This window comes from Haloprofundus salinisoli (genome assembly GCF_020097815.1).
Classification (GTDB): Archaea; Halobacteriota; Halobacteria; order Halobacteriales; family Haloferacaceae; genus Haloprofundus; species Haloprofundus salinisoli.
On sequence record NZ_CP083664.1, the window covers coordinates 341,154 to 356,276 of the forward strand.

The window sequence follows — 15,123 nt, forward strand, 5'->3', positions numbered from 1 at the left end:
GACACATTGACCATACTTCGTCTCCTCTTGAAAACCCGAAATCCACCAAATTGATGGATTTGTTTATCGATCCGTGTCTCTGTTCGCACCGACAAAGTCGCCTCTAAGCTACAGAACAAACGAATTATCATGCTCTTTTCCCTGGTTTAGACAACAAATAGGTCCACAGCGTAGTACAGTACCTCCAGTTCTAATCTTGGGATTGTTCCATTTCGTCTCGTCACATCTCCTCTGGTAGTACAGTGGCCCTGTGGTCGGACAAACGGATCATACTTGGTGCACATTATGAAGCAGTCATATTTCGAGAGAGTTGGCGCTACTTGCGGGACTAACGCTTCTCTCGGTGGGCTTCATCATCCGCGTTATTACGACGCCAGTTCCGGAAACGAACCAACGTAGCGAGACAGCCAGTGCGAGCCTGGCTACCTAACGAAGAGATGAATAACCGCAACAACAAATCGAAAATCATGACACTGGAAGACGATGCACGAGAGTATCACCGGCGTTCCCCGCCGGGCAAGGTAGAGATATCGACGACGAAGTCGACGAACACCCAGCGCGACCTCTCGCTTGCGTACTCACCGGGGGTCGCAGCACCGTGTCGCGACATCGCCGAGAATCCCGAGCAGGCGTACGACTACACCGTGAAGGGCAACCTCGTCGGTGTCGTCTCGAACGGCTCGGCCGTTCTCGGCCTCGGTAACATCGGTGCACAAGCCTCAAAACCAGTGATGGAGGGGAAAGGCGTCTTGTTCAAGCGCTTCGCCGACATCGACGTGTTCGACGTCGAACTCGACCTTGATGACCCCGACGCGTTCACGCAGGCCCTCGCGGCGATGGAACCGACATTCGGTGGCATCAACCTCGAAGACATCAAAGCACCGGAGTGTTTCGCGATCGAGTCGGAACTGTCGGAACAGATGGATATCCCCGTGTTCCACGACGACCAGCACGGTACTGCCATCATCTCCGGGGCTGCACTGCAGAACGCCGTCGACATCGTGGGCAAGGAACTCTCAGACCTCCACGTCACCTTCGCGGGCGCGGGCGCGGCGGCAACGGCAACCGCACGGTTCTACGTCTCGCTCGGTATTCCTCGGGAGAACATCACGATGTGTGATATCAACGGGATTCTCTCGGAGGCTCGCGCCGAAGCCGGTGATCTCAACGAGTTCACGGAACCGTTCGCCCGCGGGAAGGACGGCGGCGAACTCGAAGACGCGATGGAAGGCGCAGACGTGTTCGTCGGCCTCTCTGTCGGCGGCATCGTCAGTCAGGAGATGGTTCGGTCGATGGCCGACAGCCCCATCATCTTCGCGATGGCGAACCCCGATCCCGAAATTACCTACGAGGACGCCAAGAACGCCCGCGAGGATACTGTCATCATGGCGACGGGGCGCTCTGACTACCCGAACCAGGTAAACAACGTCCTCGGCTTCCCGTTCATCTTCCGCGGTGCGCTCGACGTGCGCGCGACCGAGATCAACGAAGAGATGAAAGTCGCCGCCGCCGACGCGCTCGCCGAACTCGCCCGCAAGGACGTTCCCGACGCCGTCGTCAAGGCCTACGGCGACGAACCGCTCCAGTTCGGTCCCGATTATCTCATCCCGAAACCGCTGGATCAACGCGTCCTCTACGAAGTGACACCCGCCGTCGCGCAGGCGGCGATGAAGAGCGGCGCAGCCAGAAGTAAACTCGACCTCAACGAGTATCGGGAAGAACTCGAAGCGCGCCTCGGCAAGTCCCGCGAGATGATGCGCGTTGTCATGAACAAGGCGAAGTCGAGTTCGAAGCGCGTCGCGCTCGCCGAGGGGGAAAACGAGAAGATAATTCGCGCGGCGAACCAACTCGTCGAAGAGGACATCGCCGAACCCGTCCTCGTTGGCCGGCCTGACCGCATCCTGCAGAAGACCGAAGAGCTTGGGTTGGACTTCGATCCGAGTATTGTGAATCCGCGCGAGGGGGAGTGGACCCACTACGTCGACTGCCTGTACGACCGCCGACAGCGCAAAGGGCTCACACGGACGGAGGCGAGCGAACTCATCCGGCAGGACTCGAACTACTTCGCCAGCGTGATGGTGGAGATGGACGACGCCGACGCGATGCTCACTGGACTGACGAACCACTACCCGTCGGCGCTCCGCCCGCTGCTGCAGGTCATCGGCACGGCCGAGGACACGAACTACGCGGCCGGCGTCTACATGCTGACGTTCAAGGACCGCGTTGTCTTCTGCGCGGACGCGACAGTCAATCTCGACCCCGACGAGGAGGTACTCGCCGAAGTGACGAAACACACCGCCGAACTGGCCCGGAGCTTCAACGTTGACCCGCGTGCGGCGGTCCTGTCGTACTCGGACTTCGGCAGCGTCGACAACAATGGCGTTCGCAAGCCACGAGACGCAGTGAAACTCCTGCACGACGACCCCGACGTCGACTTCCCGGTCGATGGGGAGATGCAAGCCGACACCGCTCTCGTCGAGGAGATGCTGACCGATACCTACGAGTTCGCAGACCTCGACGCCCCGGCGAACGTGCTCGTTTTCCCGAACCTCGAAGCGGGGAATATCGGCTACAAACTGCTCCAGCGGCTCGGCGGTGCCGAAGCCATCGGGCCGATGCTCGTTGGCATGGACAAGCCCGTCTACGTCCTCCAACGTGGTGACGAGGTTAAGGACATCGTCAATCTTGCGAGCGTCGCTGTCGTCGACGCACAAGAGTGACACGCCTGTAAGGGACAATTTTCGGCGTTTACTCCTGTCGAACAAACACTACTGGGCAGGGTGCAGAGAGGAGGACCTCCTGGGCCGTCGAACCGAGCATTGCCTTTCCGGCGGGTGACCGTTGTTGGCCGCCGATAATGACGAGGTCGGCGTCCGCAGCAAGGTCGAGGATGCTGCTCGTATGTGATCCAACGGCGGTGCGGAACTCATAGTCGAGTTCCTGGGAGTCCAGGTGATTGATAATCGCCCTGAAGGTTCCATACTGACTCGTTATCTCCTCGGGTCGTACGTCAGATAAGTCAGTGACGCCAAGGCTTTTTCTCGTAACATCGTATTCGTCTTCTGTAAACACTTGAGCGATTACAGTTCGAGCGTCGGTTGGTCCTGCAATATCAGCTGTTGTCCGTGCAAGTTGCTGTCCATACCCTTCGTTTCCAGGTCTCACACCAAGCGAGGCTGTACTGAGCCTTATGTGTCATTGATACAGACACCAGATATTAAATTTGTATCACATAAAAATCGAACAGAAATCGACATCAGGCGTCGCTTACCCTTTACTCAAAGATTGAATCGCGGACTTCTGCGGGGACACACCCAGCAGTACTATTTCACACGCTCTCCGCTGGAACTGCTAATCGAGTGTCACTCAGAGCCCAAGCAATGAGCGAAGTTGAGAGAGAAGTCCGCCCTGTATGTCGAAGATTCGGTCCATCTCCTCGTCAGTGAGTTCGAAATCAAAGACCTCGAAGTTCTCTTCGATATGTATCTGGCTCGAAGCCTTTGGAATCGCTGCGACCATCTCTTGATGGATTAACCAGCGGAGTGCTACTTGGGCTGCGGTCTTTCCGTACTGCTCTCCGATTCCCTCAAGGACCTTGTTTTCGATGGCTCTTCCTTGGCCCAGTGGACTGTACGCAGTCAGAAGGACACCGTTCTCGATGCAGAATTTGAGTATCTCGGACTGATTTTTGAAAGGGTGGTACTCCACCTGATTTGTCAAGATCGGGGTATTGGACGCGGCAATCGCCTGTCGCATCTGCTCGACAGAAAAATTACTGACGCCGATATGTTCGACGATTCCACGTTCTTGGAGCTCGTTCATCGCACTGATTGACTCTTCAATTGGCACAGTTCGACTCGGCGAGTGAATCAGCAGTAAGTCGATCTCGGTTCCCAACCGCTGCACACTCTCCGTGACTGTACTTAGCACATCGTCATGGGCTAAATTTTGTCTGCGGATTTTCGTAACAAGAAACACGTCCTCTCTCGGGACCCCGGAGTTGGTTATCGCCTGTCCGACAGCGCCCTCATTGTTGTACATCTGTGCCGTATCGATGTGTCGATATCCGGAATCCAGTGCATGTTGGACGGCGGTTCGACAGGTTTCTCCTTTCATCGGCCACGTCCCGAAGCCAAGCACTGGCACGTCCACACCTTTGGCAGTGATGTATTCCATATTCTATACTAAGGCTGGATTCGAGAAGATACTATGCCATCCACCACCTATCTCACAGATGAGGCAAACTTGACTAGCTGGCTGTAGTCTCCTATTCAGTAGTATTCTCATCGGTCACCGAGACATTTTACCGGATCCCGATAATCGAGCCCACCAGTTGGCTGGGATGGTAATTTCGAGCGGTTACGCAGAGGGACGGATTAGCCCATTCCAGCGTCCTCGAATGCCTGTTCGAGCGATCGGCCCTCGTCGATAAACCGAGTTACTTCTTGTTCCGTCTGAACAACTGTCTCGGCGGCCGAAGCGACGTCCTCGGCGGCATCACGGTCGATTGCAACCACTCCGGATTCGTCACCAACGAGCACGTCTCCCGAGTCAATCGATGCTCCGCCAACAGTGACTCGAACGTTCCGCTCGACTTCCTCGCGTCCGCTCGGTCCGCGGGGAGTGACTGCCCGTGCGAAGACGGGGAACCCGATGTCTCGGATCCCGGCGACATCTCGGACGGCTCCGTTCGTGACCATCCCTCTCACGCCAGTGGCTGTCGCGTACGTCGAGAGCAATTCACCCCAGACAGCCTCCTCGACGCCGTCGTTAGTATCAACCACAACGACCTCGTTTTCGAAAGCAGTATCGAGGGTCTGGACGGGGGCCCAGAGCATTGAGGGGTCGAGCACGACCGTCCGGGCTAGCCCGGCGAAGGTGCAGTCGTGATGCACCGGTCTAATTGCGGAATCCAGTGTTTCCACGCTCTCGTGTTTTGTGTCCGCTATTGCGGACGTAGAGCACTGTTCCAACCGATTAAGTACCGTACCACTGACTGAATTGCTATCTGTTGGCACACCCGTTCAGACAAGCACATCGTATAAAAACGCTAGCGCAGGATCCGTCCGGTCACGAATGGAGGCTGTAACCGCTTCGGCTGCAGATATCGGCCATTTGGTCGGAAGGATCGTGCTGGACATATATTCTATACTGAGCGCGGATTTCACGCCTAACTTCGAATAAAGGAATCGTGTTACCAACTACTGCCAGAGACTTCTAATCGCTCTATAATCACATCTCTGACTATTTCAAGACCGATAGATGCAGCCTCTAACTTTACTTGTCTGTCGCTACTGATAATGGTGACTTCGTCAACTGTAACGAGTTTTGTGCCCCCGGGGACCGGGCCCCGGAGCTCGCTCGATTGGAGCATATGACCTTACGTGGCTCCCCTTGATTGTCTTCGGCAGTCCACTGATCTCTAAGGTTGGCTACTCTTTCGGGGTAGCACCATCCCCTATTACCCGCATGCACTGGGAGGAGTCCTGGTCCTCGCGCACGTCAGTAAGCGGAGACGCGCCGGTCAACGTGCGTGTGACTTAGGACGTCGACCGGCAAGAGTCACCTAGCGATACCTGGTGGGCGAACCGTCTCAATTAGGCTAAAGAGATAGCACAATTGCTTGAGTGACGTTCCCTACTTATTCTGTATCTATCTCGAAGGGAAATTCGCTCAAACCCTCCTCGTTCGATGTTGGAAGGAGATACTGTTTCCATTCCCGAGTGCTGGGGTCGCCATAATCTCCAATATCAGGATGAGGTTCGACATCATCATAGTCCGTTAACCGATCTCTGATGACCGAACGAGCTCGCTGGCCTTCCATCGTATCTCCGCTAATATCGTCGAGTGTTCTCCGTGGCTGAATAGTTATCTCTAGTCCGTATGGCGTATACCTGCTCTTTCGATCCGTATAGAACGGAGCGCGCCCGACAATGAACATCGGTTCTCCGGAGAAGCAGAATTCCCACTCGGGATCATTTGGGTCGTCAGGAACGTCGCTAGGCCATGGCTCCGGATCCTGCCTGTTCAGGAGTTCGAGAACTCTCCAGAATTGATCACGGTACTCCTGTTCACTTTGATCTTCAGTAGTAGGCTCAAAGAAAATCACCAAAGTCGTTCGTTTGGCTATTGACTGATACCGTTCGAGATACTGTCGCAATCCCTCTCTCACTTTGAGAAGCGCATCACGATTACGAGCATCCCCGGCGAAGAGGTACCGAGCGGAATCGGTACGTTCAGCTTGGACTGCAAAATGACATGGGTAACGGGTCTCCCGCATCGTTTTTCTAAACTCGAGATATCTCTGTTTCTTCCACGCGATTAGCTCTCCCGTTTCTATCGCGTTTTCCAATTCCGATTGATTAAACAGTAGCCCATCACTATCCATGATATAAATATCCTTTTCGACTCACTTAATCCTCTAAGTGCTGTCCCGTGAGGAGCTCGCTTTTCTCGTACTTTTCGCGTGTCTCGGTTCCGCTAATCTCTGCAACCTCCTCGGGAACCGAGACGACCGAGTACCCGACGTCCCGTCCGATAGCCACCGTATCGACATCTGGGATAATCATCGTCTCGACGTTCGGATGGTCCTCGTAGACGTCCTCGATTAGCTCTCGGCGTTCCTGTGCGGTGAGTGGGTTCTTTTCGTTGATTTCAGTGTCGCGGATGGCGATAATGACGCTCTTTCCGTTATCAGCGGCTGAATCGATGATCGTCCGGTGGCCATCGTGGAGTGGTTGCCAGCGACCGATGAAGATGTGGCTCGGATTGAACTTGAGGTCCAGTTCCGTGTTGATCTTCTCGAGGCTCTCCTCCTGCGAGTACATCGCCGTCCGAACTTCGAGTCCGGTCTCCTCTCCCTCTGGCTCCTCGAACGGCGCATCGATACCGGTGAATCCCTCGATCTCGCCCTTACGTGCCTTCTCGTACATTCCCTTTACATCACGTTCCTCACACACTTCGACGGGTGCGTTGACATATACGAACGAGACATCATCGATCGTCTCGGCGATTAGTTCTCGCTGAGAACGATAAGGGGTGATGAACGACGCGACGACATCGAACCCCTGTTCGTTCAACGCTTGTGCGACTCCAGCTGCCCGTCTGAGGTTCTCGGTTCGATCCTCTTTCGAGAATCCGAGATCGGAATTGAGGGTGTCCCGAAGATAGTCCCCGTCCAAGTGGACGGTACTCGGACCGATTAACCCCTCGGCGAGCGTCGTCTTTCCGGAACATGGCAGTCCGAAGAGCCAAATGGTTTCTCCCGACATCAATCGATACCTCCCGTGAGACAGGCGAATCCACCCGCTTCTTTCCGAGTCTCATCGACAGTCGTGATTTCGACAATATACGCTTCGGCTGGTGTCGACTCCGCATTCGGTGTATCGTTGGGCATGAGTATCGCCTCGTCTGCCGTAATCGTGAAGTTCATCGTCGTCGATCTCGCCGGTCGTTGCTTCGACATCGACGATTGACGCGAGTCGCCTCAGTGCTGCTTCCATCCTCTGGGGATTCGCTCAGATCCATTCCGAGTCCTCCGTGTATTCCAGTTCCTCGACCACCTCGGTATACGTCTCGTCGGCTCGATCAAGCGCGCTCTTGACGAGGTCCTCCCTGTCTCGCCAGCGAGCGTGTCTCGGTTCCTTCGTCGTCATCACCTTATTGGGGCTTTCGACGTTCTCGGAGAGCAGTGTCGACTCGCCAAGATCGGCGAACTTGACGATTTCGTTGATGGTGGAGCGAGTGTCGGTGAGAAGATCTTCGAACCGGACTCGAAGGACGTCCTCGAACGCGTCGCGGCCATCGAGGATATGGCGGTGGGCTTGGGCCCACTGCATCAAGCAGACGTCGATGAGTTTCCCCTCGCGAACCCAGCCCGGCGGGAGATCGTAGCACCACAGCGAGCCGTCGTATCCTTCGAGATCCAAATCACCCACGTTGTACGTCTGGAACCCCCTGTTCAACCGCCATCCGTCATAGAGACCGTTGATCGACGCTGCCGGGTTTCGCGTGAGGTGAACGACTTTAACATCGGTCTCGGGAAACAGCTGCTCGCGAATCCACGGGAGCCGGTATGCGTCGCCACTCGCTTTCAGTACGAGCGTCCGCTCGAAGTCGTCCGCTGTGAGACCGCGTTTGTGACGGTGCGAGGAGACGAACGGTCGGTCCTCGATCGTTTCGGTCTCGAACGGACGATTGGCGTCTCGCTCTGCGTATTCATCATACTGCAACGGCGAGATTCCGAGCTCCTCGAGTATCTCATTTAGCGACACTCCCTCAAGCAGCTGTTCGCGTATCTGTTCGTACGGGAGCTCTCGATCGGGAAACTGCAACGGAAGCCGGACGAGCGTGTTATCCACACGATGTGTTCGGTCGCCGGATCGGTCGGTTGCACCAACCTCGGCGAGGAGATTAGTCAGGAGCGTCTCCCTATCGAACGACTCGAAGTCGGCCGGAACGACGTCGGACTCAAGCGTCGGGTAACAGATCCCGCTCAGAGTGACCCATCGGTCGTGTTCGCCATCGAGACTACACGTACCTTCATGGTGTCGGAGAATATCGAAAAGGAGACTACTGCCCCCCCTTGGAGCCGTCACGACGAGCAGTACGCTATCAAAGTCGTCAACTTGATATTCTGACAGAATCGACTGTTTCTCCTCCGTGATGAATTCGTTTTTTACACGTTCGTAGTTCCGCTTGGCCTGATCTCGGAGATCGTCTGGCTGTTCTTCAAGACTCACTGGCCGGCACCTCCCGACGTTTCCACCGAATCAATCCATAGTCGGAACCGACGGTTCTGTTTCATTGATCGTAGTCGAGCGGTCATACTTTGGTTATTCTTCAGCCCTGGCCTCTTCCGCGGCTTGAAGACCGTGGAATCCGGATACCGCATTTCGGGTATTGTAGCCTTCGACGTTCCAACCCGCACTCGGGGGGAGCCGGTAACACGTCGGGGGAGCTTGCGTTTCCTCCCTCGTAGGGCTGTGGCCTGCCCAACGAGACGCCGTCGGAACCCGTGGCATCGTCGTGTGACGAACAGACCACATTTGTTGCCACCTCCTGTCTGTTTGGGGGCGACGCTCACCGATTCCATAGCAGTCTATGGTACAGCGAGGCACACTAAAATGATTCTGGTGGGTAGCTCGAAATCTCGGTCGGGGTCGTTGAGGAGATCAAAGCTAGCGGTAGGAACAATCGGTCGCGCGTCGGGTCAGCGTTGCCCTCGTTACCGTCTACAATGTCGTTGATGGAATACTACCGAAGAACCACGTAGGCTAATGGTAGTAGAACTCCAATACAGAAGCGGTAATTAATGAACTATGGAAGGATCGATCTACGCGGATTTGCACGTCCACACAACGAACTCTGACGGTGAACTCGCTCTCGATGAGATTCCAGCTGCAGCGGCTAAAGCAGGCATCACCGCTGTCGCCATCACCGACCACGATAGAATCCAACCCGAGCTGGACGCGCCGCTTGTGCGAGTCGATGGCATCGACATTATCCACGGCATCGAACTTCGCGTCGAGGTTGAATCGCTCTCCGAGCGAATCGACTTACTCGGGTACGGTGTGACGGAATTACCCGCGCTCTGTGCCGAACTCGACCGCCTTCAGGCGAACCGTAAGACCCGCGGCGCACGCATCGTCGAACTAGTTGAGCGTGAACTGGATATCGCGCTCGATATAGAAGTCCACGAAGGCACCGGTCGACCACACATCGCCCGCGCGATCGATGCTCACTCTGAGACAGACCTTTCATACCAGGACACGTTTGACGAACTTATCGGTGATAGCGGCCCTTGTCACGTACCACGCGAAGTTCCCTCGTTCGAGAGAGGGGTTTCACTCCTTTCCGAAGCGTGCAACGTAGTCAGCCTCGCACACCCTTACCGTTACAGCGACCCCGATGCAGTGCTTGGTCTGGCTACTCGACTCGACGCGGTGGAATCTCGCTACCCGTATTCGGCCTCCAATACCGCCTGCCACTCCGATTGCGACATACGAACGGTCGAACGGCACAACCTCCTCATTACCGGTGGAAGCGACGCTCACCAAAAGGACCTTGGGCAGACAGGGCTGACCAAGTCGGAGTACGAGCGGTTACTCGATGTAGGCGGATTTGGAGCATAAAATATCATCCTGGATGGAGTACGTCTCACTATCGGTCCACCCATTAAGCATTGTTTCGATTTCCTCCGTCTTGACCTCTCCCGCGCCTGAAGACGCCGGAATCCCACCACGGAATTTCAGGCCGAGTGTTCACCCGAACCTACGGTTTCAAGACGCATACGTTCCACGCGTCACCTGCTGAGTGTCGGCATCAGCTTGGCTGTCTTGTGGCGCGGTCAAACGCGCCTCATCCTCAGCTAAGTCATCGTCGTTCTCGTATTTTCTGGAACGACTCTCTCCGCTGAAATAGCGGTCAGCAATATTCACCGCGCCGTTCACTCGAGACTACAGCTAAGATTTGGCTAAAAGACTTATCCGCATTGCGGGCAGATTTCCTTCGATGTCAGATGTTGTAATCGTCGGCGGAGGCCCCGCCGGTCTCAGTACTGCACTGTTTACCGCGAAGGATGGGCTTGAAACCGCCGTCTTCGACACTGACGAAACGTGGATGCACAAGGCTAAGCTATATAACTACCTTGCTATTGAAGAAATTGGGGGGACAGAGTTCATAGACAGGTCCCGCGACCAAGTCAAACGCTTCGATGCTGATCTTCGCATTGGGGAGGAGGTAACCGACGTTGAGCAAGATGAAGACGGTTTCACCATAAGAACCGACGACGGTGAGTACGACGCCACATACGTCGTTTTCGCGACCGGTACAGCCACTGAACTTCCGGAACAGCTTGGTTGTGAGATCACCGAGGAGGGTCTCGTCGACGTCGACTTGAACATGCGGACTAGCATCGAGAACGCTTTCGCAGTCGGATCAATGATCCGCGACCAAAAGTGGGAAGCAATCATCTCCGCTGGAGATGGTGGCGCAGCTGCCCTCCAGATCCTAAGTAACGAGGCAGGTGAACCTGTCCACGACTTCGATACACCTGACGAGGAGTGACTCTACTCTAGAATCTCACTCGGACTTGAGACAATACTCGCTTTCAGAGCAGGATAATCAAGAATCCCACTCTGGCTATTAGCCCTGGGAATTGGTGAAATAGCTGTCACAGTTTTGTACGAAGAGGTGGCTACTAACCCAAATAATTGCAACATCGTTGACTCGTCCAGCAAGTCCAAGAATACGTTCGGATAGGAAACGGTACTCTGTGACGCACAGTTCGACACGCAATCGGTGTATCAGACACTGTCGAATCTCGGCGTGAGCTACCTGATTCCAAAGCGGTCATTCAGCGCTGAGCAAAACGTAATCGAGAAGATAGGGAATGCTAGTCAGAACGTCGCGATTGAACGTCTGTCGGTCCGTGTTGAGCAAGGGTCGCACGCAATACGGTTGCTGTACGGGGTATCAACGAAGGAAATGGAACGGCAGTGTTCGCGACGAACGGTTCATTGCCCCTGAGTCGTTCTATTGGCGTATATTCGCCGCTGGAATGTCCACGAGAGGACAATCGGAGAGGGGAAGCAGATTTCCCCGGTAGTATTGAGAGTATTTCATAGCCCGAGAACTACTCGAAAACCGCCGATAAAAATTGTCTCTGGCCATCTTCTGAAGGGATAGGAAGCTACGAGAACACTCAGTCCAATGTCTGATCGTGTTCCTGTGTTGGATGGTGATTGCCAGTAGAGGAGAAACGGCCTTCTCCAAAGCCCTATATCCAATTCTTCCGTCTCTCTATACGGATTAACATGGTTGACCAAGAGCTCCACCGAGGATTAGAAGGCATCGCCGTCGCGGAAACACGGCTCAGTGCTATCGACGGCGAGGCTGGTGAACTCACTATCGGGGGATACCCTGTTGATGAACTTGCCAAGAACGCGATCTACGAGGAAAGCGTTTTCCTGTTGTTCAACGACCGACTCCCAACTAAATCGGAACTCGAATCGTTCTGCGCGGAACTCGCTGGCTATCGGAAAATCTCCAAGGAAGTCGAACAGGTGCTTCGACAGGCGGCGCGAGAAAACGCGGACGCGATGGACGCTCTGCGAATGGGTGTGGCCGCAGCCAATCTTGGCTTCGACTCGACGGAATCGCCGGACCACGCCAAGCGACTGGTGAGTGTGATCCCAACCATCGTCACGACGTATTCGCGATATCGCTCAGGTGAAGAGCCGGTACAACCACGTGACGACCTCGGCCACGCTGCAAACTACCTCTATATGCTGTCCGGCGAAGAGCCTGACCCCGCAGCTGTGAGAGGGCTCGAAACCTACCTTAATACGGTCGTTGACCACGGGCTGAATGCATCCACCTTCGTCGCTCGGTCTATCGCGTCGTCCGATTCAGACCTCGTTTCAGCGGTAACGGGTGCAGTAGGGTCACTAAAGGGACCGCTTCACGGTGGAGCGCCTGGACCGGTTTTGGAGATGCTCCTCACAGTACACGAATCTGGCGACCCGGAGGGTTATGTGCAGGAGAAACTCGACTCCGGTGAGCGACTTATGGGCTTTGGACACCGAGTCTATCGTACGCGCGATCCCCGTGCAGAGGTCCTCTCCCGCGCCGCTGAACGGTTCTATTCCGGATCGGGTGACGAAGCGTTCTTCGAATTTGTCGAAGAATTCGAAGAGACTGCGGTCAGCCGACTGTCCGACCACAAGCCTGACCGAAAACTCGAAACAAACGTTGAGTTCTACACGGCTGTGCTTCTGTATGGAGTTGCCATCCCACAGGAGTTGTTTACGACCACTTTCGCCGTGTCACGAGTCGGTGGTTGGACGGCTCATTGCCTTGAGCAGGCAGCAGATAACAAGATAATTCGCCCTGTGTCTATCTACGTTGGTGACCATGACCGGTCTTGGACCCCAGCAGATAACCGCTAGCCAACATCATACCGTTTAATAGGCAAATGATCGTCAACGAATCGTCTGACTGATACATACATCGTTAGAATTGAACTCCATAGCCATCTCCGTAAGCAGCGTACCCTCGGTGAGGCACTTAGTTCTCTGGACGGCCCGTTCGACAAACTCATTGATAGTTACCCAGAGTGGCATGCTGCCCCTACCTGTTCCATGGAGTGCTCAAACTATTCCTCTATCTGGAAGTGACGGGCCAGAGCTATCGAATCTCAACGTAAACGATCTCATCCTGAAGCGGATCTCTCCAATGAAAACGAAGTCTGTTCTGAATCTGGGCCATCCTCCGAGACTGTGTGGGGCTTCTAAAGGCAGATTGTATATTGCAGAATAGAATTTATCGCCATTTCCACTGATGTATCCGTCGATAATTGGTGTTCACACAGACCGTGAGAGTCTGTTAGAACCCAAAATATATACGCAATCTGTCTGAATAGGCGTAACATCCGAAAATGCCCGTCTTAGAACGTAGCTCCGCGCAGCGAGGCTGCTACCCCCGAAAACTGGTTGGCCGACGCCGAAGAGAGGAGGAGCGCGACCGTGAGTGAGTCCCTCGGCGCATCCAAACACGAGTTGGAAGATATCGACGACATCCAGTGGACGCTTCTCGATCTCGACGAACTCGTCGACGCTTACTGGGCAGTCGTCGCCCCGTTGCTGGAGGCAGACGGGCAGAATCCACGGCGAGAGAAGCCGACACACCAGTGGCTTCGATCACAGGGGCTCCGACCGCTGCTGTACGCGCTTCGTGAGTATCACGACAAGACGTTTGCGCAGTTTTGGACCGAGACCCTGAACCTTGAAGCAGCTGACACCGTCTACGAGTGGGCGACCGACGACGAACGCACGCTCGAAGCCGTCGAGTCATTTCTCTCGTCGCGTCGAGAGCGCAAAGGACTCGCCGAATCGTCGATCGAGACGCTTCGTTACCGACTGAACCGATATATCGAGGCGTATCGAACCGTAAACGAGACGGACGATCTGGTGACACCAATCGCCCGCGAGAGCGACGTTCCCGCGTACAAAGCCGTGGACGCTTGCTGGGCGGCGTTCGACCGACTCCACGCCGAACTCGACAGTCCACAGACCAAACGTCGGATTCACCTCGCCGTCTCGAACTGGTACGCACACCTCATCCGCCGAAAGTGGGCGAGCGTAAACCCGGCGGACGGACTCGACGACGAGTTCGACTGGTCTCGGTCGGACAACGGCGAAGCGTCGGATACGCCGTGTCTGTCGAGCACGCACGTGAAAGCGCTCTACCAGGCTGCCGGCGACCACGAAGAACGCTTGCTCGTGCTCGCACTCTGTGCGTGGGGACTCCGACCGAACGAAGTCGCACGACTGCACATCGATCAGTTCGTCGTTGACGTTCCCGACGGCGACGTCCCGTATATCGATTTCCGAGAGCGAAAGAACGGACCCGGTGAGGTGTCGTTGTTGTACGGACGGACGGAACTCGACCGTCGTCTCGCGGCCAGAGCCGACAGCGAAGACTGGAGCGGCTATCTGTTTCCGTCCCCGCACGCGTCTCGCAAGCACATCTCTCGGTGGACGGTCTGGAACCGATTTACCGAGTTGGCCGAACGTGCAGAGTTGCCCGACGAGATCGACGGCGTCTCACCCGTCCCGAAGATGGGTCGTCGATTCTGGTACGACGCCTACTCCGCGTCGCTCGACGTGGTGCTCGGGAGCCTCGACGAGATCGCCGCCGAGCAAGGGAGTTCGAGCGCCGAAGTCGTCCTTCAGAACTATCTCTCGGACTCCCGAGCGCGTCACCTTCGACGTGAGTACATGCGCGAACAGTTAGCCGAAGCGTTCGAAACTAATGAAGTTTGACCGATGTCCGATGAAGTCCGGCTGAGTCGAATCCATCCGACACACGTCGTTGTGTCGTTTATGGGATGCAGTCATACAGTACGTTCATAGAGTACGTTCACGGACTATATACAAGGTCGATGTTCATAGAGGGCATTCGTGGATTGTGTTCATAGAGTGTGTTCAGTGGATGTATTCATGAATTGAGTGCAGTACATGTATTCATGAATAACACACCGTGCGCACATCAGAGGTTGCCAGGATGTCTGTTCGTGATGTCCACTCACAGAATATTCGAGAATTGGTGTTCAGCGAGTGT

General features: G+C 55.3%; 12 protein-coding genes and 1 pseudogene. 5 read left to right on the forward strand and 8 right to left on the reverse strand.

Annotated features, from left to right (window positions below):
- The first annotated feature begins 467 nt into the window (after positions 1 to 467).
- Complete coding sequence (locus LAQ73_RS17305; RefSeq protein ID WP_224270941.1) at positions 468 to 2,720, forward strand: NADP-dependent malic enzyme; 2,253 nt, start codon at positions 468 to 470, stop codon at positions 2,718 to 2,720.
- Between the two features lie 28 nt (positions 2,721 to 2,748).
- On the opposite strand, the gene LAQ73_RS17310 is transcribed toward LAQ73_RS17305, so the two are convergent.
- The 7 genes from LAQ73_RS17310 to LAQ73_RS17340 form a co-directional block, all read right to left on the reverse strand.
- Positions 2,749 to 3,165 carry a universal stress protein gene (locus LAQ73_RS17310; protein WP_224270942.1) on the reverse strand — a complete coding sequence of 139 codons (417 nt, stop codon included), beginning with the start codon at positions 3,163 to 3,165 and terminating at the stop codon, positions 2,749 to 2,751.
- Positions 3,166 to 3,366: 201 nt separating this feature from the next.
- Positions 3,367 to 4,176, reverse strand: coding sequence for an aldo/keto reductase (locus LAQ73_RS17315; RefSeq protein ID WP_224270943.1), 810 nt, complete (start codon positions 4,174 to 4,176; stop codon positions 3,367 to 3,369).
- A gap of 200 nt (positions 4,177 to 4,376) precedes the next feature.
- Positions 4,377 to 5,018, reverse strand: coding sequence for an RraA family protein (locus LAQ73_RS17320; protein WP_224270944.1), 642 nt, complete (start codon positions 5,016 to 5,018; stop codon positions 4,377 to 4,379).
- 623 nt (positions 5,019 to 5,641) lie between these two features.
- Entirely contained in the window at positions 5,642 to 6,388 is a 747-nt protein-coding gene (locus tag LAQ73_RS17325) for a YqcI/YcgG family protein (protein ID WP_224270945.1), read from the reverse strand.
- 25 nt (positions 6,389 to 6,413) lie between these two features.
- Positions 6,414 to 7,271, reverse strand: a complete 858-nt coding sequence (gene cysC / locus LAQ73_RS17330; protein ID WP_224270946.1) for an adenylyl-sulfate kinase — start codon at positions 7,269 to 7,271, stop codon at positions 6,414 to 6,416.
- Positions 7,271 to 7,432, reverse strand: a complete 162-nt coding sequence (locus LAQ73_RS17335) for a hypothetical protein (protein WP_224270947.1) — start codon at positions 7,430 to 7,432, stop codon at positions 7,271 to 7,273. Before LAQ73_RS17335 ends, cysC begins: the two co-directional genes overlap by 1 nt.
- An 85-nt stretch (positions 7,433 to 7,517) precedes the next feature.
- Complete coding sequence (locus LAQ73_RS17340) at positions 7,518 to 8,741, reverse strand: sulfotransferase domain-containing protein (RefSeq protein ID WP_224270948.1); 1,224 nt, start codon at positions 8,739 to 8,741, stop codon at positions 7,518 to 7,520.
- 579 nt (positions 8,742 to 9,320) lie between these two features.
- On the opposite strand from LAQ73_RS17340, the gene LAQ73_RS17345 reads away from it, so the two are divergent.
- Positions 9,321 to 10,133, forward strand: a complete 813-nt coding sequence (locus tag LAQ73_RS17345) for a PHP domain-containing protein (protein WP_224270949.1) — start codon at positions 9,321 to 9,323, stop codon at positions 10,131 to 10,133.
- Between the two features lie 147 nt (positions 10,134 to 10,280).
- On the opposite strand, the pseudogene LAQ73_RS17350 reads toward LAQ73_RS17345, so the two are convergent.
- A pseudogene (locus LAQ73_RS17350) lies at positions 10,281 to 10,451 on the reverse strand (RNA-guided endonuclease TnpB family protein); the annotation flags it as partial.
- 61 nt (positions 10,452 to 10,512) lie between these two features.
- On the opposite strand from LAQ73_RS17350, the gene LAQ73_RS17355 reads away from it, so the two are divergent.
- The 3 genes from LAQ73_RS17355 to LAQ73_RS17365 all read left to right on the forward strand — a co-directional run bounded on the left by LAQ73_RS17355 (position 10,513) and on the right by LAQ73_RS17365 (position 14,825).
- Positions 10,513 to 11,067 carry an NAD(P)/FAD-dependent oxidoreductase gene (locus LAQ73_RS17355; protein ID WP_224270950.1) on the forward strand — a complete coding sequence of 185 codons (555 nt, stop codon included), beginning with the start codon at positions 10,513 to 10,515 and terminating at the stop codon, positions 11,065 to 11,067.
- Positions 11,068 to 11,816: 749 nt separating this feature from the next.
- Entirely contained in the window at positions 11,817 to 12,950 is a 1,134-nt protein-coding gene (locus LAQ73_RS17360) for a citrate synthase (protein ID WP_224270951.1), read from the forward strand.
- A 576-nt stretch (positions 12,951 to 13,526) separates the two neighbouring features.
- A complete protein-coding gene (locus LAQ73_RS17365) occupies positions 13,527 to 14,825 on the forward strand; it encodes a tyrosine-type recombinase/integrase (protein WP_224270952.1) in 1,299 nt (432 codons plus the stop codon).
- Positions 14,826 to 15,123: the final 298 nt, after the last annotated feature.

Coding starts and splice junctions, on each gene's coding strand:
- LAQ73_RS17305 (WP_224270941.1), top strand. CDS start 468: ATGACACTGGAAGACGATGCACGAGAGTATCACCGGCGTTCCCCGCCG.
- LAQ73_RS17315 (WP_224270943.1), bottom strand. CDS start 4,176: ATGGAATACATCACTGCCAAAGGTGTGGACGTGCCAGTGCTTGGCTTC.
- LAQ73_RS17325 (WP_224270945.1), bottom strand. CDS start 6,388: ATGGATAGTGATGGGCTACTGTTTAATCAATCGGAATTGGAAAACGCG.
- cysC (WP_224270946.1), bottom strand. CDS start 7,271: ATGTCGGGAGAAACCATTTGGCTCTTCGGACTGCCATGTTCCGGAAAG.
- LAQ73_RS17335 (WP_224270947.1), bottom strand. CDS start 7,432: ATGAACTTCACGATTACGGCAGACGAGGCGATACTCATGCCCAACGAT.
- LAQ73_RS17345 (WP_224270949.1), top strand. CDS start 9,321: ATGGAAGGATCGATCTACGCGGATTTGCACGTCCACACAACGAACTCT.
- LAQ73_RS17355 (WP_224270950.1), top strand. CDS start 10,513: ATGTCAGATGTTGTAATCGTCGGCGGAGGCCCCGCCGGTCTCAGTACT.
- LAQ73_RS17360 (WP_224270951.1), top strand. CDS start 11,817: ATGGTTGACCAAGAGCTCCACCGAGGATTAGAAGGCATCGCCGTCGCG.